Genomic DNA, 26,651 nt, shown 5'->3' on the forward strand with positions numbered 1-26,651 from the left:
GATCGCTGCGGGTCAGCTTAAAGACTGACCTGCGCTGGTTCAACCGCGGTCCCTGTCTCAGCCTTCCCAGCCCCCGCCAAGCGCCCGGATCAGCGCCACGCTGGCTCGCAGCTGCCGTGTTTCCAGATCGAGAGCCTGACGCTGGGCAGTCAGCGCGGTGGTCTGGGACTGAACGACTTCGAGATAGCTGACCGCCCCTTCGCGGTAGCGATTCATGGCGAAATCCAGCGATTGCTGGGCCGAGGTGACGGCGGAACGCTCGGCGTCTGCGGCATTTCCGTAGTGATAGAGCAAGGCCAGGTTGTCTTCGACTTCCTGGAAGGCGCCCAGCACCACGCCTCGGTACGTCGCGCCCGCCTCATCCAGTACAGCCCGTGCCTGGGCAACGCGCGCCTGACGGCGGCCGGCGTCGAAGAGTTCGAGCAGGATGGAGGGACCAATGGACCAGGCGGCGTTGGGCGCAGTCAGCCAGTCGGTCGAGCGATTGCTCTCGAAACCATAAACGCCGTTGAGCGTGATCGATGGGAAATAGGCTGCGCGAGCGACGCCGACGCTGGCATTGGCGGCGGCGGTGCGGCGTTGGGCCGCGGCGATGTCGGGGCGGCGCTGCAGGAGGTTGGTCGGCACATCGGCGGGAATCTGCGGCAGCTGTAATGGAACAGAACGAGGCGCCAGGGCGAACTGCGAAGGCGACTCGCCGACCAGGACCGCGATCGCGTGCTCGAGCGTCGCGCGCTGAGCCTGATTCTGCGAAACCTGCGAACGCGCGCTGTCCAGCTGAGTTTGAGCCCGCGCCACGTCCAGCCCCGAAACGATGCCCGCCTGATGACGCTCCTTCGTCAACGCCACCGCGCGGTCATAGGCAGCAACCGTATCCCCGAGTAACGCAGCCTCGCGATCCAGACCATAGAGCGCGATGTAGAAATCAGCGAGCTGCGCTTGCAGACTGAGCCGCGCCGATTCGAGATCGGCGGCGGCCGCGCTCGCTTCCAGCTTCCCAGCCTTCACGTCATTGCGGACGCGACCCCAAAGGTCGACTTCATAGATTGCTTCGACCCCAGCGCCGTACGAGTTGTAGTAACGAGGCGAAGACTGACCGGCCGGCGGACTCGTTTCCGATTGCCGCGTCCGAGCACCATCGGCGCGCAAGGAGAAGGAAGGAAACAAACCGGACCGCAGCTGATCCGAAAACGCCTTCGCTTGTTGATAGCGCGCCAGTGCGGCCTGCAGATCCGGGCTGTTCTGAACGAGCTGCGCTTGCAGACGATTCAGTTCTTCATCGCCATACAACAGCCACCAGGCATCGCGCGGCAAACGATCGGCGGGCGCGGCCTGGGTCCAGGGAGCGGGCTCTTTGTAAGACTCGGCAACGGCAACTTCAGGCAGCTCGAGCTTGGGCGCGAACGAGCAGCCCGCCAGCGCCAACAACGCGACGATCGATAGCTCAGCCCGCATTGGCTTGCTGCGCGGCAGGCTCGATCACACGCACGGCGCTGCCGCCCATCAAGCCATCTGGCGGCGTCGAGATGACACGATCGGTAGCCTCGATGCCGCCGGCGACTTCGATGAAGTGTCCGTGATCGCGAGCGATGGTGATGGGCTTCATGACCACGCGGCTCTGCGAATCGACAGTGGCCACACGCAGTCCCGCTTGATCGAAGATCAACGCGCTGGCCGGCACACGCAGCGCCTGCACCCCGCCCGCCAGCTCGAAGCTCACGTTGGCATAACCGCCGGGCAGTAACTCGCCCGCCTGGTTGTCGACCGTAAGCTGCATCAGCGTCGTCCCAGTAGCGACGTTCACAGCGCCCGCCGACGCAGCGACCGCCGCCGAATATTCCTTACCGGGATGTTCGGGTACGGTAATCAGTGCTTTCGCATCCGTATTCAATCGGCTCACATACGATTGCGGCACGTTCACGTATACGCGCAACCTGCGTGTATCCGAAACAACAAACAACTCCCGTCCCGAGCCGCCGCCGGCGGTGATCAGCTCACCAATATCTGTATTGCGCGCGGTCACCACGCCGTCGAACGGCGCCACGATGCGCGTGAAACCCCGCATCGTTCGCAGACGCTCGACGTTGGCTCGCGCGGCTTTAGCCAAAGCTTCCTTGGCAGCGAGATCGCCCACCTTCTCATCCACTTCCTGTTTGGAAACGGAATCGCGACCGAGCATCGACTGCCAGCGCTTGGCGGTGCTCGCAGCGAGCGCGGCATTCGCTTCGGCGCTGGCGAGATCTGCCTCGGCCTGCAGCAACTGCTGTTCGATATCGGGAGCTTCGATCTCCGCAATCAACTGACCGGCCTTCACCGGTGTGCCGATGTCGGCCTTCCATGTCTTCAAGTAGCCCGACACGCGCGCATTCAGCGGCGCCCGCGCAAACGCTTCCAACCGGCCAGGCAAGTCGATCCGTGCGTCGGCTTCACCTTGGGTGGGCGCGACCACCGCGACTGTGGGAATGGCCTGCTCTTCGGTCCACTCGGTCATCTGACGATGATCGTTGACGCGTATCCCGATGCCGGAGACGACGAGCACGATGGCAATGACGGCGATGACGATGCCGGCGCGGCGTAACCCGCGATGCGATTCAGTGGGCGGCATGAGGCTCTCCGGCAAGCAGCGGATGTTCCGCCGGCTTGCGGACGTAATTACGGTGCACGATGCTGAAGACGACCGGGACGAATATGAGCGTGGCGACGGTGGCGAAGATCAGGCCGCCGATCACGGCGCGACCCAGCGGCGCATTCTGCTCACCGCCATCGCCGAGCCCCAGCGCCATCGGCGCCATGCCGATGATCATGGCCAGGGCCGTCATCAGCACGGGACGGAAACGCACGAAGCCAGCATCGATGGCAGCGGCGACAGGGTCTGCCAATTGCTCGAGCCGTTCGCGCGCAAAGCTGATAACCAGCACGCTATTCGCGGTCGCCACGCCCATACACATGATCGCGCCCGTCAACGCCGGCACCGACAACGTAGTAAATGTTGTGAACAGCATCCAGACGATGCCGGCCAGCGCCGCAGGCAGCGCACTGATAATGACCAGCGGATCGCTCCACGACTGGAAATTCACGACGATCAGCAGATAGATCAGCACGATGGCGCCGACCAGGCCCCACATCAGCCCCGAGAAGGAGCTCTCCATGGTGCGAACCTGGCCAAGCAGCGCCACCGACGAGCCCTTCGGCAGGTCCTCGGCATGCGCGTCGAGTATCTTGCGGATCTGCGATGCCACGGCGCCGAGATCGGTGCCCTGCGTGGTCCCGTAGATCTGCACGATCGGTTGAATGTTGTATTGAGAGACCACGCCACTCGAGGTGGTGCGAGTGATATCCGCAATGCCGCCGAGCAGATGCGCCGACTTGGAGCCCGCGCCGGTGATCGGCATCGTCTCCAGCGAGTTCAACTCGTCCATCTTGTATTGCGGGGTCTGCATCACGATGGGGTACTGGATGTTGGTCTTCGGATTCAGCCAGAAGGTCGGTGCGACCTGCACCGATCCCGCCAGATTCACGACCATGCTGTTAGTGACATCGCGCTCGGTGAGACCGGCGAACTGCGCGCGTGTACGGTCGACATCGACGTTGAACGTCGGCAGGCCGCGTGCCTGCTGGATGCGCGCATCGGCGATGCCGGGAATCCGCTTGATATCAGCGAGCAAAGCTTCGGCGTAAGCGAAGTTCGCTGCGAAGTCCTTGCCGCGGATTTGCAGATCGATGGGCGATGGCGTGCCGAAGTTCAGGATCTGGCTGACGATGTCGGCCGGCGTGAACGCGAACGTCGTGCCGGGGAATCGTCTCGGCAGCTCCTCGCGCAGCTTGCGAACGTAATCCGCGGTCGGCTGGTGATCTTCCTCGAGCGTTATCTGAATATCGCCATCCGCCGTGCCGATGGTGCCGGTGTTGTTGTAGGTCATGTTGATGCTGGAGAACGGCATGCCGATGTTGTCCACCACCAGCGCCAGCTCATGCGGCGGAATGACCTGCCGGATCACATCCTGGATGCGCGCCGAGACGGCCGCCGTTTCCTCCACACGCGTGCCCGGCTGCGCGCGGAAGTGAATCATGATGCGGCCGGCATCGACCGCCGGAAAGAAATTGCGCCCAAGGAACGGCACCAGCGCGAACGACGCGACCACGAACAACATGAAAGCTGTCACGAAGCCGCGCCGATGGGCCATCGCCACCGTCAGCAACTCCTTATAGCCGCTGCGGAAGCGTTCGAACTTTTCCGAGAAGCCGCGCTGAAACTTCACCAGCGGATTGGATGACGGCGCCATCGCATCGTCGTGCGAGTGCGGCTTCAACAGATACATGGCCATGGTCGGCACCAGCGTGCGCGACAGAATGAACGAACACACCATCGCGTAGATCACGGCCAACGCCATCGGCACGAACAGGAAGCGCGCCACGCCTTCGAGAAAGAACATCGGCACGAACACGATACAAATGCACAACAGCGAGACGAACGCGGGCGTCACGATCTGCGCCGCGCCGTCGAGGATGGAGGTGTGCACGTCCTTGCCGTGTTCGAGATGCCAGTTGATGTTTTCGATGGTCACGGTCGCATCGTCGACCAGGATGCCCACCGCCAGCGCCAGTCCGCCCAGCGTCATGATGTTGAGCGTCTGGCCGGTCAGCGCCAGCAGGAAGATCGAGCCGAGAATGGCCAGCGGAATCGAGGTGGCGATGATGACGGTGGAGCGCCAGCTGCCCAGGAACAGCAGGATCATCAGGCTGGTCAGCAGCGCCGCGATGGCGCCTTCGGCGACCACGCCGCTGATGGCGCTGCGCACGAAGATGGACTGATCGCCGATGAGCCGGATCTGCAGCGACTCCGGCAGCTGATCCTTGACTTCCTCGACTCGTTGCTTGATGCCTTCGATCACGGACAGCGTCGACGCGCCGCCGTTCTTGAGCACCGTGAGCAGCACCGAGCGATTGCCGGCGACGTGCACGATATTGGTCTGCGGCGAATTGCCGTCGCGCACATGGGCGACATCGCGCAAATAAACCATCGCGCCGTCGACCAGACGAATCGGCAGGCGGCCGAGGTCCTCGATCGCGGACGGGCTGTTGTTCAAATTGATGGCGTACTCGAAGCCGCCGATCTTCTGCGTGCCCACCGGCGTGATCAGATTCTGAGCCGCGAGGGCGTTGGCGACGTCCGTGCCCGACAGGCCGCGCGCCTGCAGCGCTGCGGGGTCCAGATCGATCTGGATCTGCCGGTTCTTGCCGCCGAACGGATACGGCATCGAGGCGCCGGGCACGGTGATCAGGAAGGTGCGGACGTAGTTGATGCCTAGGTCGCTGAGCTCCTGCTCCGTCATGCCCTCGCCGGACAGCGCCAGCTGCAGGATGCCCACGGTGGAGGCGTTGTAGTTGAGGATGTTCGGCGGGTTCGTGCCTTGTGGCATCTGGCGCAACGTTGTCTGCGCGGCGGCGGTCACCTGCGCATTGGCCATGTTGATGTCGACGGCAGGTTGGAAGAAAACCTTGATCACGCCGAAGCCGGTATACGACGTGGCTTCGATGTGCTCGATATCGTTGACCATGGTGGTCAGCGAGCGCTGGAAGTTGGTCGTGATGCGCCCGGCCATGCCATCGGGCGGCAGACCGGCGTAGGTCCACACCACGCTGATCACGGGAATGCGGATGTTCGGAAAGATGTCCGTCGGCGTGCGCAGGATCGAGAGCACGCCGAAGATCAGGATGAGCAACGCCAGCACGATGAACGTGTACGGGCGGCGTAAAGCGATTTTTACGATTCCGAGCATGCGGGCGTGAGAATCCTCGAGCGAACCATTATGGGTCCGATCGCAGCCCGCTACAGTGCCGTAGAGATGAAAGCTTTTTTAGTCTTTCTTGCCGAGTTTTTTGGGCAGGTTTTATCGGCTGGCGCTGCGCAGCTGGGCGGCGTTCGGTCCACATAACAGCGCCAGCCAGGCGCCGCCGGCGGGATTGTCGACGATCTGCAGTTTGAAGCCGTGCAGCTTGACGATGGCCGCGACGATCGACAGCCCCAGCCCCGAGCCCGAGACATCTTTGTTACTACACGTGCCGCGATAGAACCGCTGCAGGACCGCTTCGCGCTCCGAGCTCTGGATGCCCGGGCCGCTGTCGATCACATCGATGCGCGCGCCGGCGTCCGCATCTTTGATCAGGCGCAAATGAATGCTGCCGCCCGCCGGGGTGAACTTGATGGCGTTGTCGACGATGTTCGACAGGGCTTCCAGCAGCAGATTCGGATCGCCACGCACGGTCGGAACATCGGGCGCGATCTCGAACGTGAACGCGATGTGCTTGTCTTCCGCCAGCGGCGTGTACATTTCACGCACGTGAGCGAGCGTGCTCGCCAGGTATACCTCGGTGAACCCGGCGCGCCGGTGCATGTCTTCGAGCTCGGAGATCCGTAACAACGCGCGGAACCGATCGAGCAACGAATCGACATCGAGAATCGCCTGCTCGACGACACCGGCATGCGCGCCATCGTTCGCTTCGCGATGCATACGATGCAACTGCGAGCGCAGTCGGGTCAGCGGTGTGCGTAAGTCATGAGCGATGCTGTCGCAGACACCTTTGACTTCGCTCATCAAACGTTCGATCTCTTCGAGCATCGAATTGACGATGCCGGCGAGCATGTCGAGCTCGTCACGGCGGCCGGACACCGGCAGGCGCTGATGCAAATCCCCGCGCATGATGGGTTGCGCCGCCGACTCGAGCGCACGAATGCGCCGTAGTGGACCGCGCGCCAGCCAGAGGCCACCGATCAAACCCGGGATGATGGTGAGCGTGAGGCCCCAGAACAGGGAGCGATAGATGATGCTGTTGACCTGGTCGACCACGCTGGTGGCGCGCGCGAGAATCAACACTTCACCATTGCCTATCGCTTTGGCCACGCCGCGCGCACGTACCGGTTCCTTGCCGCCGATCTGCTGCGCTCCAACGCTCAGAGAATGCACGACGCCGTCGATCGAAACGCCTGCTGGAATCCGCTCGATGTTGCCGGCGATCCTGCGGCCTTGCTCATCGAACAGACCTTGCATCACGCGCAGATCGAGCGCACCGGTTTGTGCGATCACCTCGGGCAGGCGGTCGCGGTCGACGTGACTGAGGTAATGCATGCGCTGGCGGAGGATTTCGTCCACCACGCCGGAGAGATAACGTTTGGTGTCGTACTGCACCCAGCCGATCAGCAGCACGCTCCACAATACGAACAGAAAGCCGTAGACCGGCAGCAATCGAACTGTGCTGATGCGTGACAGCTCACCGAGCTTCAAGCACGTACCCTACTCCGCGAACGGTATGAATGAGCGGCTCCCGGTCCGGCGGATCGAGCTTGCGCCGCAGCCGGCCGATGTGAACTTCGATCACATTGGTGCCGGGATCGAAATGATAGCCCCACACCGCTTCGAAGATCATGGTGCGCGTCAGCACGCGGCCGCTGTGACGCATGAGAAATTCGAGCAGCCGGAATTCGGTGGGCAACAGGTCGAGCAAGGTATCGGCGCGCCTGGCGGTGCGGTCGATCAGATCGAGCTGCAGATCCCCGACCCGCAGCATCATGGGCCGGGACGCACCTGCGTGCCGCCGCAGCAGCACTTCGATGCGAGCGGCCATTTCGTCGGGATTGAATGGCTTGGTGAGATAGTCGTCGCCACCCGCCCGCAGGCCACGCACCCGTTCGTCCGCATCGGACAGGGCGCTGATCATCAGCACCGGCGTCTGTACACCGTACTCGCGCAGCCGCGTAACTACCGTCAAGCCGTCCATGCCGGGGAGCATGCGATCCAGTGTGATCGCGTCATAAAAACCCCCTCGCGCGCGCTCCAGGCCGGTGGCGCCGTCGCCCACCCATTCCGTGTCCAGGCCATACCGCTGCAACTCGGCGCAGATTTCATCAGCGGTCACGCGATCGTCTTCGATGATGAGTACTCTAGCCACGGCTCCCAGCCACGCGTGTCAAGGAAGTGGCAGGGTACCGCCCCTCCCGGGGAGGGGCAATTAAGGTTGCTTTATGAAGCCGGCGCTAGTGGCCGCCGCCCTCGAGCGACTTCACCGCCTGAATCATCGCGACCATCACCTTCTGCGCGTCGCCGTAGACCAGGTTGCAGTTGTCGGCGAAGAACAGCTCGTTCTCGACGCCCGAGTAACCCTTACCCTGGCCGCGCTTGATGACATAAACCTGCCTGGCCTGGTCCACGTTCAAGATCGGCATGCCGTAGATCGGGCTGGACTTGTTGGTGCGCGCCGCCGGGTTGACCGTGTCGTTCGCGCCGATGACGACGGCAACGTCGGCCTCCTTGAACTCGCCGTTGATATCTTCCAAGTCGTAGATCATGTCGTACGGCACGCCCGCTTCCGCAAGCAGCACGTTCATGTGGCCCGGCATGCGGCCCGCGACTGGATGGATCGCGAATTTCACTTCCACGCCGGCATCCGTCAGCAGCTTCACGAACTCATACAACTTGTGCTGAGCCTGCGCGACCGCCAGGCCGTAGCCCGGCGCGATGATGACCTTCGATGCGTACCGCATATTGATCGCGGCGTCGCCGGCTTCGGCCGGCTTCTGCGAGCCTTTGATCTCGCCTTGTTGTTCGCCGCCGCCATCGCCGAAATTACTGAAGATCACATTCGACACGCTGCGGTTCATCGCTTTCGCCATCAACAGCGTGAGCAACGTACCCGCCGAGCCGACCACCATGCCGGCGATCATCAGCGCCGGGTTCTGCAGCACGTAACCTTCGAAGCCCACCGCCAGACCGGTGAATGCGTTGTATAGCGAGATCACGACCGGCATGTCCGCGCCGCCGATCGGCATTGTCATCATCACACCGAAGATCAGCGCGCCGATGAAGAACGCCGCGACGATGCCGGGCGCCGCATGACCGTGCGCGACGAACACGATGTAAATGCCGACGCCGAGCGTCGCGAGAAACACGATACCGTTGAGAATTTGCTGACCGCCGATGCGCCATACGCCGTTGATGCGGCCGTCGAGCTTGGCCCACGCAATCAACGATCCGGACAGCGACACGGCGCCGATCAGCGCACCCACGACCGCGAGCAGGAGTGGAATCGTTTGATGAACTGCATTGGTCCGTAACAGCTCGACCGCGGCGATACAGGCAGCCGCGCCGCCGCCCATGCCGTTGTAGAGCGCGACCATCTGAGGCATGGCGGTCATCGCGACCCGTTTGCCGCTCCACCATGCCCAGGCGGTGCCGAGGAACAATGCTACCGCTGCGAACACGACGTTCGTACCCAGGTGCGGCAGCGCTGCGTCGTTGACGCCGAAGTAATAAAGGAAGCTGGCCAGCACCGCGACCAGCATGCCGATGCCGGCCACCATGATGCCGGAGCGCGCCGTCACCGGCGACGACATGCGCTTCAAGCCGTAAATGAACAGAAACGCCGCGGCGAAATAGCAGGCGTCGATGATGAACTGCGGAGTGAGGTTCATGGGCGCTTATGCCTTCTTCTGCTCGCCGGCGGGCTGTTTTTTATCGCTGGGCTTGAACATTTCCAGCATGCGTTCGGTCACGACGTAGCCGCCGGCCGCGTTGCCCGCGCCCAGCAGCACGCCGACGAAGCCGATGATCTGTTCGACCAGCGAGGTGGCGTTGAGCAGCGCATACATCGCACCGACCACGACGATGCCGTGCACGAAGTTCGAGCCCGACATCAGCGGCGTATGCAGAATCGACGGCACGCGGCCGATGATCTCGTAGCCGGTGAAGGCGGCGAGCATGAAGATGTACAGGGCGACGAAGCCCGTCAGCGTGGTAGCGAGGTCCATATTTTCCTCGAAAGCATTCGTTACTTATGACTGATGCTTGGGCCGGACAGCGGCCCGGCTGGCGCCGGGTGCTGTCATGCAATGAGTTTCTGCGCGGCTTCGTTGACGATCTTGCCGTCGTGCGTGAGCGCGGTTTTGGCGACCACCTCGTCGGTCCAGTCGAGCTTGACGCCGCCGTCCTTGACGAACAGCTCGATCAAGTTGAATTGGTTCTTCGCATACAGCTCGCTGGCGTGCTCGCCGAGCATGCTGGGCACGTTGAGCGGCGCGACGATGGTCACCTGGCCTATTTGTATGGTCTCGCCCGGCTGGGTGTATTCACAATTGCCGCCACCTTCGGCGGCCAAGTCCACGATCACGCTGCCTGCTTTCATCCCATCGACCTGCGCCTTGCTGATCAGCTTCGGCGAAGGCCGGCCGGGAATGGCCGCGGTCGTGATGATGATGTCGGCTTGTTGAATGTGCTTGGTGACGACACTGGCAATCTTGTCTTTCTCTTCCTGAGTGAGCTCGCGCGCATAGCCGCCTGCACCGCGGGCATCGACGCCGGTATCGACGAACTTCGCGCCGAGCGACTCGGCTTGTTCCTTCGTTTCGGGCCTCACGTCGTAACCTTCGGTCATCGCGCCCAGGCGCCGGGCCGTCGCCAATGCTTGCAAACCAGCGACACCGAGGCCCATCACCAACGTGCGAGCGGGACGAATCGAACCAACCGCGGTGGTCATCATTGGCAGGATGCGCGCCAGATGGGTGGCGCCGATCAGGGCTGCGTAATAACCGGAAAGCGCCGCCTGGCTCGACAGCGCGTCCATGGCTTGAGCGCGAGTGATACGCGGCACCAGCTCCATCGCAAACGTCGTGATATGACGATCGCGCAATCGTTTGGTCAGCTCGACTTCCTTGTGGGCGTAGACGAATGAAATCAGGATGGCGCCCGGCTTCATTGCCTCGACGATGCCGGGATCGGGCGGCTGGACGCTCGCGACCACATCGGCGTCGCGCACCAGCGCGAGCGGATCGGCGCTGAATTTCACGTTCTTGAATGCGGAATCGGGCAGTTTTACAGCGTCGCCGGCGCCGGCCTGCATGTGAATTTCAGCGCCGAGCTTGCTGAGCTTGTCGGCCACCGCGGGCACCAGGGCGACGCGCTTTTCGTTGGCGCGAGTTTCCTTCAGAACAGCGATCTTCACCGTCATGCCGACTGATCCTCCCCCACAAATTTATTTAACCCGGGCGCCAGTTTGCACATAAAATTCCCACCATTGTGGATGCCTTGTTCGCACTCGGCAACACGCGCATGCTGCGCGCCCGGTGACAAGCGCGGTTCATCAAACCACGCGACCCCACCAGGATGCCAGCGGTTCACGCTGCTTTGATTGAACAAACATGGCCACGCGCGATAAATGGCAGTTGACTCCCGAGTATTGACTTCGATCGGCCGCGCCGCCCTGGTGCTCGCGTATCCGCTGGTCGCTCACTTCGGCGTCATTCAGAACAGCGTGACGCTGATCGCTATCGCGCTGGGTCTGTTGATCGTGCTGCCCATGGTTCCGGCCCTCGGACGAGGCAGCGTCGTCGCCTGGCTGGTGCTGCTGCCGGTGGTCGGCGGGCTATGGTGGTTATCACGTTCCACGCACGCGACACTGCCGCTGTATATCGCACCGGTACTGGTGCCAGGATTCATGGCCGGCGTGTTTGGCAGCAGCCTGCTCGCCGGGCAGGTTCCGCTAATCGAACAATTGATCCGCATCATGGAGCCCGAGCAGCAGCCCGAGCCGGAGGTGCTGGCGTACGCCCACCAGCTGACCAAGGCCTGGACGCTGTTCTTCGTGACGTTGGCGCTGACCAATCTGGTGCTGGGGCTGCTGGCCGAGCCCGACGGCATGCTGCTGGCCGCCGGCATCGCGCCGCCGGTGACGGTGCCCGAGCTGTGGTGGTCGCTGGTCGCCAACCTGATCGGATATTTGCTGGTCGCGGCTTTCTTCCTGATTGAGTACGCTTACCGCCGCCACCGCTTCCCGCGGCAACCCTATCGCAACATGTTGGATTTTTTTCTAAAGGTACTCGCGGCCATGCCGCGCCTGGTCAGCAGCGCCGCTGGCCCTCGTCGCTGAATCACATGAACCCCGCCGCCCACGCAACCGTTCTGCGGATCGCCGCGAATCATCCGTCGCTGCCCGGTCATTTTCCGGGTCAGCCGATCGTGCCTGGCGTCGTCCTGCTCGACTGCGTACTGCAGGAAGCGGAGCGCTGGCTGCAACGCCCGGTGCGCGTGCTCGCGCTGCCCAACGCGAAGTTCACCGCGCCGCTGCTGCCCGATCAGGCCGCAGAGCTGCAATTGAAACTGGATGCCGACGAACTGCGCTTCACTTTGAGCCGCGACGGCGCGGACCTGGCGCAGGGATTGTTTCGCATCGCCCCTATGGGAAACGCAGCGGCGTGAAGCAGCAATGGCTCGAGCGCCCCGAAGCCGGCTCGCTCTTCGGGTATCGATTGATCAGCACGTTCGCACGACTGTGCGGGCGGACCGCCGCGCGCCTGGTGCTCTTTCCGATCACGGCGTTCTTCCTCGTGAGGCGAGGACCGGAGCGGCGCGCCGCGCGTGCTTATTTGCCGCGGGTGCTGGGCCGCGAACCGACGCTGAAGGATGTCGCCAAGCAGTTCTACTACTTCGCCTCGGTGCTCCTGGATCGCGTGTTCCTGCTGTCCGAGAGCTTCAAACGTTTCGATGTCCAGGTGCATGGGCTGGATGAGTTGCGTGCGCAGTGGGCCAAGAAACAAGGCGTGCTGGTCTTCGGCTCGCATCTGGGCAGCTTCGACGCCTTGCGCGCCCTGAGCGAATTCCGCAAGGACGTGAAAGTCCGAGTGGTGCTGGACACGGAACAGAATCCTGAGATCACCCGCTTCCTTGCCGCATTCAATCCGGAGCTGGCGCGGTCCATCATCAACGCCCGGCAGGATGGCGCGATCACCGCGCTGGCGATCAAGGAAGCGCTCGATGAAGGCGCACTGGTCACGCTGCTGGTCGATCGCTCACGGCCGGGCAATCAAGTCTCGGTTGTCGATTTCCTCGGCCAGCCCGCGGCATTCCCGACTGGGCCGTGGCAAATCGCGGCCGCGCTCAAGGTACCGGTGGTTCTATGCTTCGGCCTGTACGGCGGCGGCAATCGGTACGACCTGCATTTCGAATCGTTCGCGGACACGGTCCGAGTGGAACGCAAGGACCGCGAGGCGAGTCTCAATGCCATCATTCAACGGTATGCGGACCGACTGGCCCACTACACCCGCCGCGCACCGTACAATTGGTTCAACTTCTATGATTTCTGGCACCTCAACTCGTCTGCCTCTGATGCTGGCTCTGCTGGGGGCGCTGATCGCGCCGCTGACGGCGGGGAGCGCGGCCCTCAGTGAGCAGGACGCCGATGCTCTGATCGGCCGGCTGGCCAAGCCTGCGCCGGCCACCATCTCATTCACCGAAGTGCGCTTCTCGAAGCTGCTGCGCGCCCCGCTGATCGTCTCCGGCGACCTGGGCTATTCCGGCCCGGAAAGTCTGGATCGGCGGGTCACTACGCCTTATCGCGAACAGACGTCGATTCGCGGCGAATCCGTCAAAGTGGAGCGCGAAGGCGAAAAGCCGCGCAGCTTCGCTTTGAAACATGCGCCGGAGCTGCGGGGATTGTTGTCTGGATTCTCCGCCATGCTGGCGGGCGACCCCGTTGCGCTAAGAAAGACGTTCGATGTCGAGATGACCGGCAATGACGATGGCTGGACGCTCAAGCTGACGCCGACCGACACCAAAGCTCGCCGCCGCTTGCAGCAGATCGAAGTCAACGGCCGCCACAGCGAACCGCGCTGCTTTTCGATGACGACGGCCGATGGCGCGTCCAGTGTCTTGCTGTTAGGCGCCGCTTCCGCCGAACCCGTGGCGCCGGATGTGACTTTGATTGCCCTGCAGCGGCGCTGCGGCGGCTCCGGCCAGGGCAGCTAAGCCCGGCACTGCGCTGCTCGCTCCCTCATGAAGCTCACCCGCCCGGCGTTACTGCTCCTGTTCCTCTGGCTCGTGCTGCTCGCGGGCCTGACGTGGTTCGTGCAACGGCAGCTGCAGGTCGGCACCGATCTGCGTTTGTTTCTTCCCAGTCCGACCACACCCGAGCAGCGCTTGCTGCTGGAAGAGATCGGCGAGGGTCCGGCCTCGCGCGTGATGGTGATATCGCTGGAAGGCGCGGAACCGGAACAGCTCGCCGATGCATCGCGCACCCTCGTCGAGAATCTGCAGTCGAGCCCGAATTTCCGTCTGGTCACCAACGGCGACATCTCGCTCGACAGCGTGCCGGACGAGCTGCTGGCCTATCGATATCTGCTGTCGCCCACCTTGGATGAACGGCCGCTCGATCAGAAATATCTGCATTCGGAGCTGCAAGAGCGCGCGCGTGACCTGGCGTCTCCCGCGGGAGCCTTCCTCGAGCCGTGGCTGCCGCGCGATCCGACGCTCGAACTGCTGAAAGTTTTGCAGCGATGGCAGCCGATGCAGGAGCCGAATCGACTGTTCGATGTTTGGTTCGATCAGGAAGGCAAACGCGCGCTGCTGCTCGCACAAACGCGCGCCGCCGCCTTCGATCCGGATCAACAGCGCCTGGCCGTCGAACAACTGAACGCCGAAGCAGAACGACTGAAGGGTGACGACGTGACACTCACCTTCAGTGGCGCCGGCAAGTTCTCGGTGATGATGGAAGAGCGGACGCGCGACGAAGCGACGGCGCTCGGTACCGCAGCCACCGTCGGCATGATCATCCTGCTGCTGATCGCCTATCGACGCATCGGCAGCGTCATATTGAGCGCTTTGCCGCTGGCAAGCGCGGGATTGGCGGGACTCGCGGCCGTCAGCGCGCTGTTCGGGACAGTGCACGGGATCACGCTGGCATTTGGTTTTACGTTGATCGGCGTCGCGCAGGATTATCCGATTCATTTGCTGAGCCACCGGCACGCCACGCGATCTCCCGTCGAAGCCGCTCGCGAACTGTGGCCGACGCTTGCAACGGGCGTAGCAAGCACCTGCATCGCGTATGTCACCTTCCTGTTTTCCGGCGTTATCGGACTGGCTCAACTCGCGTGCTTCACCGTCGCCGGTCTAGCGGTCGCCGGCTTGACGACTCGATTTGCGCTGCCGGTGCTGATGGACCCCGAAGGTCGCGATTTCGGCGAATCGGCCTGGCTCGGCAAAGTTTGGCAACGGATGGAACGCCTCCCGCGTCCGCGCTGGGCCGGCGTGGCTGCCATCGCTCTCTCCATCGCTGCGATGGTGTTCGCGCCTCAACCCATGTGGGAAAGCGACTTGAGCAAGCTCACTCCCGTGCCGAAGGAGCTGTTGATCCAGGATCAGGAGCTACGCTCCGAGCTGGGCACTCCCGACGTTCGCTATCTGCTGGTGATCACCGCGGCCGACACGGAATACGCGCTGCAGAAGCTCGAAGAGCTGGACGAGCCGCTTCAGAAGATGGTCGCCGACGGCGCGATCAGTGGCTATGACCACGCCGCACGCTATGTGCCGACGGCTGAGAAACAGCGCCAACGACAGGCTCGTCTGCCGGAGCCCGCGACCTTGCGTGACGATGTCGATGCGGCCGTCGAGGACACGCCATTCCGCCCCGACGTCTTTGAGCCCTTCCTCGCAGACGTGGAGAAAGCGCGTCACCTGCGATTGCTGACGGTCGATCAACTGCGCGACTCGCCGCTGGGCGTGAGCGTGGAAATGTTGTTGACCCAGCACGGCGACGGAAACGATAAGACGGCTGCCCGAACCACCGCCCTGGTGACGTTCAGCGGCGTTCAAGACGTCAGTGCGCTGGAGCGCTTCGCCAAGGCCGCCGGATCGGGCGTGACCTTGCTGGACACCAAGAACGCCTCGGAAACGCTGGTGACCAACCAGCGCATCAAGATTCTGTGGAGCCTGGCGGTCGCCGCCGTGCTGCTCGCGGGCGTCGTCACGTTCGCATTGCGCCGAGCCTCACGTGTTTATCGGGTGCTCGCGCCGATGGCGCTCACCACGCTGCTCATCATCGGCATCCTGCAGGCCGCCGGCGTATCGATGACCTTGTTTCATCTGATCGCGCTGATCCTCGCCGCGGGCCTCGGTCTCGATTACGCCCTGTTCTTTGAACATGCAGCCGACGATCCGATGGAACAGCGACGCACCCTGCACGCATTGCTCGTATGCTCGGCGTCGACGCTGATGGTGTTCGCGCTGCTCGCCATGTCGTCGCTGCCGGTGCTCCGCGCCCTCGGCTTGACGGTGTCGATCGGCGTTGTTTCTAATTTTGTGCTCGCGCTACTCCTGACCCGACCGACCCCTCCCCCTCATGGCACGTGAAGACATCGCAGCGCTGATTCCGCATCAAGGCGGCATGTGCCTCTGGGAGCACATCGTCGAATGGGATGACACGCGTATCGTTCTCGAAACGGACAGCCATCGCGCCCTCGACAATCCATTGCGCGCGAACGATAGGCTCCGTGCGATTCATCTGTGCGAATACGGGGCGCAGGCAATGGCAGTTCACGGCGCGCTGAGAGCCGCGCCCCGGCAGGCGCGCCCCGGCATGCTGGTCTCACTGCGATCGGTAACGTTCGCTCGGGACTACATCGACGATCTGATGGGGTCACTGCGCGTGGAAGCGATCTGCCTGCAGTCCGCCGAGACCAGTCAGCAGTACAGCTTCAAGATCACGCACAACGGTGAAGTGGCGGCGGAAGGTCGCGCCGCCGTGCTGCTCAAGCTGCCTTCGTAAAGAGCAGCGATTCCGACATCGTCGGCGGGACTTTGCTCAGCAGTTTGCGAACTTCGGAGGCGTCCAGCGACGGATGTTCGCCGCAGGCGCGCTCGATAATTTCCACTGCGAGCGAATTCAACAAAGCGGTGTACTCGATGACGCGAGCGCGGAACGCTTCTTCGTCGAGCTGATCGCGCAGACCGCGATTCAACTCCGCGAACCAAGGCAGCTCAGCCTGATCCAGCAGCACCGCGTCATTGCGACGAGCGCTGAGCTTCGACCATTCGCGCATGAAGTTCTGCATGGCCACGTTCAAGTCGCGCGAATGATTCAAATGATCCGATAGCCGGCTCAGGTTGGCGAGATCGGTGAGCCGACGCTGGAAGAACAGCTGGCATAGCACGCCCCAGTAGTACGTGTAGTCCCAGATCACCTTGACCGGCATGACCTCGGGATCGCCGAACATGGCGTACTGATTCGTATACAGCGTCAGCGTGCTCTCGTAGAACGAGAAGTAGATCTGCTGATACACATGCGCGCGGCCGTTGATCAGCTCGCCTTGCAGATCGCGCGCGATCAGGTCGGCGATGTAGCTGTTGCTGATGCCGATGAAATCGCTGCCGGGCGAGTAGAACGGATCGAGGAACACGCCGGCCTCGCCGGTCAGCGCCCAACGATCGCCCGAAAATACTTGCTTGCAGCCGTACGAGAAATTGCGCAGGAAGCAAAAGTCCTGCAGCAGGTGCTGCTTGCCTTCCAGCTCGCGCGCCAGCCGAGGCTGGTGCACACGGAACCATTCGAGCGCCTTCTCGAACGTATTCATCGTCTCGAGCGGATGAGTGACGGCGTCGCAGACGATGCCGACCGAATGCGAGCCCGACGACAGCGGAATCAACCAGGCCCAGTAACCTTCACCGCACAAATGATTGGTCGACAGCCAGCGGTACGGCGGATCGCAACGATTCAGCCATGCGGCGTCCGACGACCACTCGTCCACGTCGATCTTCGTTCCGATACGGAACCAGATCGCGTTGGCGTTGTGAGCATTGTCCTGGTGCAGGCCGAGCTTGCGCTTGACCAGGCCGGCGCGCCCGGACGCATCGATCAGCCAGCGCGACTGGACCTCGCGCTGTTCGCCCTCGACTTCGTATCGCACGAAATGTCCGGAGCCCTGAGTGCCCACATCGAAGCTGCGCACGACCGCGCCGTCGATGAACTCGACGCCCAGCTCGCGCACGTGCTCACCCAGAAAGTTTTCGAACACGCCACGGTCGAGCTGATAACTCGGCGTCGAGAGATAACGGCTTGCGCCCAGCTCGGTGACGCCATCCAGGTCTTCGCGCCCTTCGGAAAAGAAAAACCGGAAGCCGAATTTTTTCAGCTGCCGGCTGTTCAGGTGCTCTTTGAGACCGAGCACGGTGTCGAAATAGTGCGCGCCGATCTCCACCGACGATTCGCCCACCTTGTGCGCGGCCGGCGGCACCGGATGGCGTCGGCGCTCGACGATGCGAATCGACAGCGAAGGAAACTGCCGGCGCAATTGGATGGCGAGCGTCAGTCCTGCCAGGCCGCCGCCCAGGATGGCCACGTCCACCTTGGTGACGTCAGTCATTGTCAGTTCACCTGCACGTTCAGCGCCATCTGCCGGCTCAGCGCCAGGCGCAGCGTGCGAGGGCTGGAACTCGCCAGCACTTCGAAGAATGGCAAACACGGCGCCAACGCGTTGTCAGCCACCAGCGTGGCCGCAGCGGACCGCGCCGGCGTGGGGTGAGATTCCGCCACCGATTCGGTCGTAAGAATCAAACCGCGCTGCTGCTGCGATTGATTCACCGGCGCCAGCACCAACGCCGCGCCCAACAAACCACGACTCGGCGCCATGCTCGCAAGCGCGCCCTTGGATTCGATGTCGAACGCGACGTACAACACGGGCCGCTGCTCGCAAACGGCTTGCGTCGCGGCCTCGAGCAACCCCGTTCCGAACGTGTATTCGTAAGCACTGATCGCCGTGTACGGCGCGAGACTGCCCGTGCCGATGCTCCAGTAGCCAGCCGCCGCGTTGTGAACGGAATTGTGAAACTTGATCGGCGAGATCAACGCGGGCGTGGTCGCCAGCGTCGAGCACATGTAGTCGCTGATCGCGAGATCGCCGTGCGTCGACGCGAACACCGACGGCAAGTCCGACGGCTTACGTCCGGCGGCTTCGCAGGCACGAGCCGCGACTTCCAGCGCGACGGCAACGGTATCAGGAGCACGCCGACGCTCGGTTGGAGCGAGCAATGTCGGCGACGGCCGAGCACTCGGCGTTTCCGGTGCCGCTTGTTCGCCACGAATGACGGTGCGCGCGATGTCCCACCCGGGCAGACGCGAGGCCCAGAACGAAACGCCTTCGATCGCGACCCGCAGCGTCATCGATCTCTCCCGAACACCAGCACGCAATTGCTGCCGCCGAAGCCGAACGAGAAGCTCAGCGCGTGACGCGCTTTACGCTGGACGTTGTCGCGCTGGATCTGCGGACCGCAGGCGAGATCCGGCACTCTTAAGTTCAACGTGCCCGGCAGGAGCTCATGTTCGAGCGCGATCAAACTGATGGCGGCTTCGACGATGCCGGCCGCGCCCAGCGTGTGCCCGGTCCAGCCTTTGGTGGAGCTGGCGCACATGGTCGTCGGAAACAGATCGGCGACGATTTTCGCTTCGACCTCGTCGTTCTTCTGGCTCGCCGTGCCATGCAGATTGATGTAATCGATGTCCTCGGGCCGCAGGTCCGCGCGCTTGAGCGCATCGTTCAATGCGAGCCGCGCGCCCAGACCTTCGGGATGCGGCGTCGACATGTGATGAGCATCGTTGGATTCGCCGTAGCCCAGCAGCCACGCGCCGCGCGGCGCCTGCTTTTCCAACAGCGCAAAGCCCGCAGCTTCGCCGAGATTGATGCCCCGACGCTCCACATCGAACGGCCGGCATTGCTCGGCGGACACGAGCTCGAGCGAATTGAAGCCGAACAGCACGCTGCCGCAGAGTGAATCGACACCGCCGACGATGGCGGCATCCGCCAGGCCGGTGCGAATCAAACGTTCCGCCTGCGCGAAGACTTTGGCGCTGGAAGAGCACGCCGTCGCGACTGTCACGCTGATGCCGGTGAGGCCCAGCGCGTGCTGCACGAAATCGCCCAGCGAATGCGGCGTATGAATGATGGGGCGACGCAGATCGGCGGGATAGCGGCCGTCTGGATCGAGCCGGGCATACGCTTCTTCGCTGGCGCCGATGCTCGAGGTCGACGTGCCCATGACGACCGCCACCCGGTCGGCTCCATAGCGGGCGCGAGCTTCGTGGGCCGCTTCGATGAAACCGTCAGTGGCCAGGCCGCGCCACGCGAGCCGGTTGTTGCGACAATCCCAGTTGGCGAATTCCGCCGGCAGCGGCTGCTGTTCGAGCCCCGCGACACGCCCGATCCAGGTCTCGATGGGCGCGGGACCGAAATCGTTCTTGCTCAGGCCGGAACGGCGCTCGCGCAGTGCTGCCAGCGTCGCCGCGGTTCCATCCCCGGCCGCGGAACAGAGCGTGTATGCAGTGATTCTCAAAGACCGCGATTGCATCTAATTGCACCGGTCAGCTTGGGTACATGGATGTACCCCGCCGCCACAGGCGGCGGCGAGAGGCAAAAGTCGCGCCTTTTGCCGACTCGCATGAGGGTCGTGGCAGGATGCCCGATCCCTCATACTTTGTTCGTGGCAATGTGGGCCGCCAGCGAGCGCAGTGAGCTGAAAATACGCACATTGTTTTCATCGTCCGAGCGCAGCTGGAAGCCATAGCGCTTGGAGATTTCCAGCGCCAGCTCGAGCGCATCGATGGAGTCCAGGCCGAGCCCGGTCTTGAACAGCGGCGCCTCCGGATCGATGTCCGCGGGCGTCACGCCCTCCAGGTTGAGCGCAGTGACGATGAGTTCGGCGAGCTCGCGCTCACCGGCTGATTGGGTTGCTGACATGAACGAAACAGGCCCTGTACAAAAGGCTGATTTGAGACGCTGGAGCGGCGAACCGCAGGGCGCGAAGTGTATCATCCGGCCCGCGCGTGCTTCGAACGCCGCGCACGTTTTCCAACCCCGAATCCAACCACTGATTTTGACGACGTGATGCGCAGCAGTTCCGGCGAGCAGCCAGCCCAGTCCCTTCCGGCCGCCCTCCGCGTTGCCTATCACCCGTTCGACCGCGCCGGTGAGGCGCCCGCCGGCGTGCTGGCGGCCATCCGCTTCGGGGCGGCGAACAGCCCGCCCGCGGGATTGACCATCGATGTGGGATTGGAGCCGCTGCAGGCGTCCGCTGCGACACCTGGCGCGGAATTATGGTTTGCGACCGGCCCGGTCCACACTGGTCAATGGTCCGATAGCGCCGCTGCCGGCCCAGGCCGGGTGCGTTATGCGCATGACGATCATTATCTGTTCGCGGTCGTCGAGCTGGATGAGCGCGAGCATGGCGGCATTCTGCTGACAGCCGAGTACGTTTACGCCGCCGTCCGGCATTTCCAGCAGCAGTCGGGGTTTCCCCACCTGTTGCGCATGTGGAATTACATGGACGCGATCAACGAGGGCTCGGGTGACCTGGAGCGCTATCGACAATTCAACGTCGGCCGCGGCCGCGGCTTGGGCGACGTGATCCAGAGCTATCCATCCGCGACTGCCATCGGCCGGCAGCGCCCCAATCACGTTCTGCAGGTGTTCTGGCTGGCGGGCAAGGTGGCCGGTCAGTCGCTGGAGAACCCGCGACAGGTCAGCGCCTATCACTATCCGCGCGTGCATGGGCCGGTCAGCCCGGTCTTCGCGCGCGCCTTGATCGCGCCGGACCATACATTGCTGATCTCAGGCACGGCGAGCATCGTCGGCCATCATTCCCAGCATCACGACGATGCGATGGAACAACTGGAAGAAACGGTCCGCAACCTGAGCTCGTTCGCCCCGCATGTGCGGCGTCCCCGGACGGCTGCGCAGGGGGATTTGCTCAAGGTTTATGTGAGGGACCCGGAGCTGACTCCGCGGATCGCCGAGCGCCTGCGCCAGCTCTATCCGACCAGCGCCATCCTGTTCGTGGCGGCTGACATTTGTCGTCGCGAGCTGCTGCTCGAGATCGAGGCAATCTCACTCGCGTCGTAACGCTTTCAACAAATTCTCGCGCGGCAGCTTGCCCAGCTCGTTACGAGGCAACTGGTCGACGATCAGCAGCGGCCGGGGCAGGAATGCACTGTCGACGCCGCTGGCCAGCTGATCCAACACCTCACGCGCCGTGAGATTCGGAGCCACGACCAGTGCGGCGACCCGTCGGATCGTGCCAACCGCATCGGCGTCGGGCTGAAACACCGCCGCCTCCTGCACGCCCGGGATGGCCAGCAAACGTTTGGTGAGATCGGTCAGCGAGGCGCGCTTGCCGGCGACTTCGATCATGTCGGAGCTGCGGCCGCGCACGACAAACCTATTACCCGGCTGTAGCTCAACCATATCCTGCAACAACACCGGCTCGACGAACCAAGGCGCGTGCACGAGCGTGCCGTCGTCGCGCGGCTCCAGACGCACGCCGTCGTAGAGGCGCCATTGCTCTTCCCTGGCCGTGAGCCGGCTGGCGAATACACAAGTTTCAGTCGATCCAAACATTTCAACCATTTCACCGCCGAGCTTGGCGGTCATCGCCGCGGCCAGCGGTTGATCCAACGGCGCCGTGGCGCTGACGATCACATCGACTGCGGGAAACTGCTGATCGGAACCGACGATGGCGCGCATGTGCACCGGCGTAGTGACGAGCACACGCGGCCGCGGCAGCTCCGCCAGAGCGGCGGCGATATCGGCTGGAAACAAAGGCCGCCCGGCATGCACGGCCATGTCGCCGGCCAACGGCAACAACACACTCATCTCCATGCCATACATATGCTGTGGCGGCACGGTCGCAAGCACCCAAACGGTCGCGGTCTTATCCGGAAGCGCTGCGCGGATCGCCTGCGCATTGCGAGCATTGCTGCCGCTCACGGTACGCCAGAGCTTGGGAAAGGTTTTCGGTTGGCCGGTGCTGCCCGACGTGTAGCCGATCATCACGGTCAGGTCGGCGGAAATGCGCTCGTTGACGGCTTGACTCGAGCCCTGCGCCAAGGCGGCATCTACAGCCGCGTCGTCGATGCGATAGCTGCCCGCATTGGCGCTCGCCACATCCGCAACGACTTGCTCGGCACGTGACGATGGCAACAGCACGGTGTGCCCGACGCTCAGTGCCGCCGCATAAGCAACGAGGAACTTGTACCGGTCCTCGCACAGATTGATCATCGCCGCCGGCGCAGAGCGATTCGGCAATCGCGCGGCCACCGGGGCGACATGCGTCCGAAACTCGGCCAGCGGCACCGGCACGCCACGACGCCAGGCAATCGGCCGCTGCGCCTCGGCCGAAACGAACAACGGCAGTGTCGCTGCCTCGGGAGCACTCACGATCGGCGACTCACTTCCAGCGCTTGAACACCATCGACGTGTTCACGCCACCGAACGCGAAATTATTGTTCATGACGTAGTCGGTGCTGATCGCGCGACCTTCGCCGGTGATGTATTCGAGCTCGCCGCAACGAGGATCGATGTTGTCCAGATTCAACGTCGGCGCGAACCAGCCGGCGTTCATCATTTCGATGCTGAACCACGCTTCGAGCGCGCCACAGGCGCCGAGCGTGTGGCCGAGGTAACTTTTCTGCGAGCTGAGCGGCATGCGCTTGCCGAACAATGCCGACGTGGCTCGCGTCTCGGCGATATCGCCATGCTCGGTTGCCGTGCCGTGGCCGTTCACGTAGCCGACGACATCCGGAGAAATTCCGGCATCCTGCAGGGCTAGCTCCATCACCACGCGCATCGTCGACTCTTCCGGCTTCGTGACGTGCACGCCGTCGGAATTGCTGCCGAAGCCGACCAGCTCAGCGTGAATGCGCGCGCCGCGCCGCTGTGCATGCTCGAGTTCTTCGAGGATCAGCATCGCGCCGCCTTCGCCGACCACCAAGCCATCCCGATCGCGGTCATAAGGACGCGGCGTCGTGTGCGGCTGATCGTTCCGCCGGCTCGTGGCATATAAAGTGTCGAACGCCATGGCCTCGGTGGGACACAACTCTTCGGCGCCGCCGGCAATCATCACATCCTGCCGGCCGAACTTGATCGCCTCGTACGCGTAGCCGATACCCTGGCTGCCCGACGTGCAAGCGCTCGAGGTCGGAATGATCCGGCCTTTCGCGCCGAAGAAGATGCCGACGTTGGCCGCGGTGGTGTGCGGCATCATGCGCACGTACGAGTTTGCATTCAGCCGGCTGCCATCGCCGCGCAGAATCATTTCCGCGAAATCGGAGATGTCCGCGGTACTGCCGGTGGATGAGCCGGACGAGACACCGGTCGCGCCGCTGGCGATGACGGGCGAGCCGGTCAATCCCGCATCGGCGACGGCCAACTCGGCAGCCCGCACGGCCAGCTGCGAGACCCGACCCATGCTACGCAGTTGTTTGCGGGTCCAGTGCGACGGCGGCTTGAAGTCGATCGGCCCGCCCAATCGAGTATTCATGTCCTTGAGATGATCCCACTCGGGCATGGTGCGGATCGCGTTCCGGCGCCCACGCAAGCCGGCGAGAATTTCCGGCCAGCTGGCGCCGAGGCCGCAGACTCCACCCACCCCGGTGACCACTACGCGACGCATCAGCACAGTCCTCCGTTGACCGAGAGAACCTGACGAGTGATGTACGAAGCATCGCGCGACAAAAGAAACGTCACCGCGGCAGCCACTTCTTCGGCGGTGCCGGCCCGCTGCGCGGGAATCGCCTTGAGAATTTCTTCCATGGGCACGTTCTCGTCGACCATGTCGGTGCCGATCAGTCCCGGCGCGACGCAATTGACCGTGATGTTTCGTTTGGCCAGCTCGACCGCCAGCGCTTTGGTCGCGCCGATCACGCCAGCCTTCGCGGCGCTGTAATTCACCTGGCCGCGATTGCCGACCACGCCAGAAACCGATGCCAGCGTGACGATGCGGCCCGGCGCGCGCCGACGCACCATCGGCATGATCAGGGGCTGCAGCACGTTATAGAAAGCGTCGAGATTGGTCCGAATGACACCATCCCACTGCTCTTCGGTCATCGCGGGAAACGCGGCGTCGGAATGAATGCCGGCGTTGCATACGACGCCGTAATAAGCGCCGTGCGCGCCGATGTCGGCAGCCAAAGCGGCGGCGCAAGCAGCACGATCGGAAACATCGAACTGCAACACGCGTGACTGACGGCCGAGCGCTTGGATTTCGCCCGCGACCGTTTCGGCTTCGTCACGCCGTGAGCGGCAATGCACGACGACATCGAAGCCGTCCGCCGCCGCGCGAAGCGCAATCGCGCGGCCAATGCCGCGGCTGGAACCGGTGACGAGAATCGTGTCGCTCATGCGGCGCAGAGCTTAGCAACCATGTCGAGACGGCGCTCGGGTTCGGCCACGAACGGATTGGATTCATCCCACGCATAACCGGCGAGGATGGAGCAGATCATGCCGCGGATACCGGCCGGCTGATTCTTCGCGAACATGATGTCCTGGAAGCGGCCGTCGTACCACGCTTTCACGTAAGTGCGGAACGTGTCCACGCCCTTGCGCAGCGGGACTTCAAATTCATTGGTCCAGTCGACGGTCTCGCCGCGCAACTGACGATCCAACAGGCTCGCCGCCATGCTCGAAGAGCGCATCGCGATGGTGATGCCGGACGAGAAAATCGGATCCAGGAATTCAGCCGCGTTACCCAGCAGTGCGAAGCCTTTGCCATGCATGGACTTCACGTTCGCCGAGTAGCCCGCCATGCCGCGCACCGGCGTATCCCAAACCGCCTTTTCCAGCACGCGCTTCATGAACGGCTCTTCAGCGATCAACTGCTTGAGCCGATCGTCCAACTGCTCCGGGTATTTGGACATGAATTCCGGCGTCGCCGCGCAACCGATCGAGCAGCGGCCGTCGTTGAATGGAATCAACCAGTACCAGACATCGCGATGCTCGGGATGCACGATGATCTGAACCTTGTTGCGGTCGAACGCGTCGGGCTCGGAACCGTCGGCCACCTGCGTGAACACCGCGTTACGCGGAGCGAAGGGCGAAGGAGTTTCGAGATCGAGCAGCTTGGGCAGCACGCGCGCGAAGCCGCTCGCGTCGAGCAGGAACTTGCCTTCGACTTCGTATTCTTTGCCCTGGACATCGACGGCGCGCACACGCGGCTTGTCGCCGCTGACATCGACGGCGGTGACGCGAGTCTCGTAACGAATCTCGGCCCCCTGCTTCTCGGCTTCATCGGCCAGCACCTTGTCGAACGTGGCGCGCGCGACTTGGAAGGTCGAGTCGCGACCGTCGCCGAACTTCTGGCTGAAATCGAAATCGCCGTAGGCGTCGCCACGCACGAATGCCGCGCCGTTCTTGAACTGAAAACCGACGCTCTCCACGGCCTCGAGCATGCCGGCCTCCGCCACGAAGTCCATGCAATGAGGCAGCAGGCTCTCGCCGATGGAGAAGCGCGGGAAGCGCTGGCCCTCCAGCACGAGCACGTCCCAGCCTCGCTTTCTCAGCAGCGCCGCGGCGATCGAACCCGAGGGGCCGGCGCCGATAACGATGACATCACGCTGTTCCAAGATCGTTCCTCATCAATGCCTGCTTTACACGCGCGAGCAACGGCTCCGGCGTCACGAACTGCAAAGCAAGGGTTTTGGCGTCCACGGCAACCTGCACGCTCTTGCCTCGCGCCAGGCGCTCCTTGTCGGCGGCGCGCGTCACCAGGTAATTCACGGTGATCCGATTTTCCCACTCGATCAGAGAAGCGCGCACGTTCAAGTGCTCGCCCATGCGTGCTGCGTGCAGATACTTCACGTGCATTTCCACGATGGGCCACGCATAGCCGGACGCGGCCATGGTGTCGTAGCCGAAGTCGAGCCGATCCATCAGCGCCCAGCGCGCGGTTTCCAGATACTTCAGGTAATGGCCGTGCCACATCACACCGATGATGTCGATGTCGTGGAACGCCACGGTCACGTCGATGCTCGCGCTGATCGCGCCCTCTTTGCGCATTTCAGGGCGCATGAGC

24 protein-coding genes are annotated in these 26,651 nt (G+C 63.2%); 7 read left to right on the top strand and 17 right to left on the bottom strand.

The window, feature by feature from the left end:
* Window positions 1–57 precede the first annotated feature (57 nt).
* The 8 genes from GYH35_RS21460 to GYH35_RS21495 all read right to left on the bottom strand — a co-directional run bounded on the left by GYH35_RS21460 (window position 58) and on the right by GYH35_RS21495 (window position 10,998).
* The gene (locus GYH35_RS21460) at window positions 58–1,455 is read right to left on the bottom strand and encodes an efflux transporter outer membrane subunit (protein ID WP_161810592.1); all 1,398 of its coding nucleotides are present in this window, start codon (window positions 1,453–1,455) and stop codon (window positions 58–60) included.
* The gene (locus GYH35_RS21465) at window positions 1,445–2,605 is read right to left on the bottom strand and encodes an efflux RND transporter periplasmic adaptor subunit (protein WP_161810591.1); all 1,161 of its coding nucleotides are present in this window, start codon (window positions 2,603–2,605) and stop codon (window positions 1,445–1,447) included. The genes GYH35_RS21460 and GYH35_RS21465 overlap by 11 nt, the downstream gene beginning before the upstream one ends.
* Complete coding sequence (locus GYH35_RS21470; RefSeq protein ID WP_161829463.1) at window positions 2,592–5,780, bottom strand: efflux RND transporter permease subunit; 3,189 nt, start codon at window positions 5,778–5,780, stop codon at window positions 2,592–2,594. Before GYH35_RS21470 ends, GYH35_RS21465 begins: the two co-directional genes overlap by 14 nt.
* A gap of 111 nt (window positions 5,781–5,891) precedes the next feature.
* Window positions 5,892–7,283 (bottom strand): sensor histidine kinase, encoded by a 1,392-nt coding sequence (locus GYH35_RS21475; RefSeq protein ID WP_161810589.1) that lies wholly within the window; start codon window positions 7,281–7,283, stop codon window positions 5,892–5,894.
* Window positions 7,270–7,947, bottom strand: coding sequence for a response regulator transcription factor (locus tag GYH35_RS21480; RefSeq protein ID WP_161810588.1), 678 nt, complete (start codon window positions 7,945–7,947; stop codon window positions 7,270–7,272). The genes GYH35_RS21475 and GYH35_RS21480 overlap by 14 nt, the downstream gene beginning before the upstream one ends.
* Window positions 7,948–8,032: 85 nt before the next feature.
* Entirely contained in the window at window positions 8,033–9,466 is a 1,434-nt protein-coding gene (locus GYH35_RS21485; RefSeq protein ID WP_161829464.1) for an NAD(P)(+) transhydrogenase (Re/Si-specific) subunit beta, read from the bottom strand.
* Between the two features lie 6 nt (window positions 9,467–9,472).
* Window positions 9,473–9,802 (bottom strand): NAD(P) transhydrogenase subunit alpha, encoded by a 330-nt coding sequence (locus GYH35_RS21490; protein ID WP_161810586.1) that lies wholly within the window; start codon window positions 9,800–9,802, stop codon window positions 9,473–9,475.
* A gap of 74 nt (window positions 9,803–9,876) precedes the next feature.
* Window positions 9,877–10,998 (bottom strand): NAD(P) transhydrogenase subunit alpha, encoded by a 1,122-nt coding sequence (locus GYH35_RS21495; RefSeq protein ID WP_161829465.1) that lies wholly within the window; start codon window positions 10,996–10,998, stop codon window positions 9,877–9,879.
* Between the two features lie 207 nt (window positions 10,999–11,205).
* On the opposite strand from GYH35_RS21495, the gene GYH35_RS21500 reads away from it, so the two are divergent.
* The 6 genes from GYH35_RS21500 to GYH35_RS21525 are packed head-to-tail and all read left to right on the top strand — an operon-like array spanning window position 11,206 to window position 16,584.
* Window positions 11,206–11,916, top strand: coding sequence for a COG4648 family protein (locus tag GYH35_RS21500; RefSeq protein WP_161810584.1), 711 nt, complete (start codon window positions 11,206–11,208; stop codon window positions 11,914–11,916).
* A 5-nt stretch (window positions 11,917–11,921) separates the two neighbouring features.
* The gene (locus tag GYH35_RS21505; RefSeq protein WP_161829466.1) at window positions 11,922–12,245 is read left to right on the top strand and encodes an ApeI family dehydratase; all 324 of its coding nucleotides are present in this window, start codon (window positions 11,922–11,924) and stop codon (window positions 12,243–12,245) included.
* Window positions 12,242–13,213: an LpxL/LpxP family acyltransferase gene (locus tag GYH35_RS21510; RefSeq protein ID WP_161810582.1), complete on the top strand. Its 972-nt coding sequence runs from the start codon at window positions 12,242–12,244 to the stop codon at window positions 13,211–13,213. Before GYH35_RS21505 ends, GYH35_RS21510 begins: the two co-directional genes overlap by 4 nt.
* Complete coding sequence (locus GYH35_RS21515) at window positions 13,152–13,790, top strand: LolA-related protein (protein WP_161829467.1); 639 nt, start codon at window positions 13,152–13,154, stop codon at window positions 13,788–13,790. Before GYH35_RS21510 ends, GYH35_RS21515 begins: the two co-directional genes overlap by 62 nt.
* Window positions 13,791–13,817: 27 nt before the next feature.
* Window positions 13,818–16,169: an MMPL family transporter gene (locus tag GYH35_RS21520; protein WP_161829468.1), complete on the top strand. Its 2,352-nt coding sequence runs from the start codon at window positions 13,818–13,820 to the stop codon at window positions 16,167–16,169.
* A complete protein-coding gene (locus GYH35_RS21525) occupies window positions 16,159–16,584 on the top strand; it encodes a phosphotransferase (RefSeq protein WP_161829469.1) in 426 nt (141 codons plus the stop codon). The genes GYH35_RS21520 and GYH35_RS21525 overlap by 11 nt, the downstream gene beginning before the upstream one ends.
* Here GYH35_RS21525 and GYH35_RS21530 read toward each other — a convergent pair.
* The 4 genes from GYH35_RS21530 to GYH35_RS21545 all read right to left on the bottom strand — a co-directional run bounded on the left by GYH35_RS21530 (window position 16,568) and on the right by GYH35_RS21545 (window position 20,545).
* Entirely contained in the window at window positions 16,568–18,178 is a 1,611-nt protein-coding gene (locus GYH35_RS21530; RefSeq protein WP_161829470.1) for an NAD(P)/FAD-dependent oxidoreductase, read from the bottom strand. The genes GYH35_RS21525 and GYH35_RS21530 overlap by 17 nt on opposite strands.
* Window positions 18,179–18,180: 2 nt before the next feature.
* Window positions 18,181–18,975 carry a beta-ketoacyl synthase chain length factor gene (locus tag GYH35_RS21535; RefSeq protein ID WP_161829471.1) on the bottom strand — a complete coding sequence of 265 codons (795 nt, stop codon included), beginning with the start codon at window positions 18,973–18,975 and terminating at the stop codon, window positions 18,181–18,183.
* Window positions 18,972–20,156, bottom strand: a complete 1,185-nt coding sequence (locus GYH35_RS21540; protein ID WP_161829472.1) for a beta-ketoacyl-[acyl-carrier-protein] synthase family protein — start codon at window positions 20,154–20,156, stop codon at window positions 18,972–18,974. Before GYH35_RS21540 ends, GYH35_RS21535 begins: the two co-directional genes overlap by 4 nt.
* Before the next feature lie 119 nt (window positions 20,157–20,275).
* On the bottom strand, window positions 20,276–20,545 hold the full coding sequence (locus GYH35_RS21545; RefSeq protein WP_161810576.1) for a phosphopantetheine-binding protein: 270 nt from the start codon (window positions 20,543–20,545) through the stop codon (window positions 20,276–20,278).
* 147 nt (window positions 20,546–20,692) lie between these two features.
* Here GYH35_RS21545 and GYH35_RS21550 point away from each other — a divergent pair, with 147 nt between their 5' ends.
* Complete coding sequence (locus GYH35_RS21550) at window positions 20,693–21,706, top strand: chorismate transformation enzyme, FkbO/Hyg5 family (RefSeq protein WP_161810575.1); 1,014 nt, start codon at window positions 20,693–20,695, stop codon at window positions 21,704–21,706.
* Here the strand turns inward: GYH35_RS21550 and GYH35_RS21555 are convergent.
* Genes GYH35_RS21555 through GYH35_RS21575 form a run of 5 tightly spaced genes read right to left on the bottom strand, consistent with a single transcriptional unit; the run spans window position 21,692 to window position 26,647 of the window.
* Window positions 21,692–23,023, bottom strand: coding sequence for an AMP-binding protein (locus GYH35_RS21555; protein WP_161811354.1), 1,332 nt, complete (start codon window positions 23,021–23,023; stop codon window positions 21,692–21,694). The genes GYH35_RS21550 and GYH35_RS21555 overlap by 15 nt on opposite strands.
* A 7-nt stretch (window positions 23,024–23,030) precedes the next feature.
* Window positions 23,031–24,254 carry a beta-ketoacyl-ACP synthase gene (locus GYH35_RS21560; protein ID WP_161829473.1) on the bottom strand — a complete coding sequence of 408 codons (1,224 nt, stop codon included), beginning with the start codon at window positions 24,252–24,254 and terminating at the stop codon, window positions 23,031–23,033.
* Complete coding sequence (gene fabG / locus GYH35_RS21565) at window positions 24,254–24,982, bottom strand: 3-oxoacyl-ACP reductase FabG (RefSeq protein ID WP_161829474.1); 729 nt, start codon at window positions 24,980–24,982, stop codon at window positions 24,254–24,256. The genes GYH35_RS21560 and fabG overlap by 1 nt, the downstream gene beginning before the upstream one ends.
* Window positions 24,979–26,202: an NAD(P)/FAD-dependent oxidoreductase gene (locus GYH35_RS21570; RefSeq protein WP_161810572.1), complete on the bottom strand. Its 1,224-nt coding sequence runs from the start codon at window positions 26,200–26,202 to the stop codon at window positions 24,979–24,981. The genes fabG and GYH35_RS21570 overlap by 4 nt, the downstream gene beginning before the upstream one ends.
* On the bottom strand, window positions 26,189–26,647 hold the full coding sequence (locus tag GYH35_RS21575; protein WP_202624477.1) for an acyl-CoA thioesterase: 459 nt from the start codon (window positions 26,645–26,647) through the stop codon (window positions 26,189–26,191). The genes GYH35_RS21570 and GYH35_RS21575 overlap by 14 nt, the downstream gene beginning before the upstream one ends.
* Window positions 26,648–26,651 lie beyond the last annotated feature (4 nt).

Origin of the sequence: Steroidobacter agaridevorans (genome assembly GCF_009932555.1) — a bacterium.
GTDB classification, from domain to species: Bacteria; Pseudomonadota; Gammaproteobacteria; order Steroidobacterales; family Steroidobacteraceae; genus Steroidobacter; species Steroidobacter agaridevorans.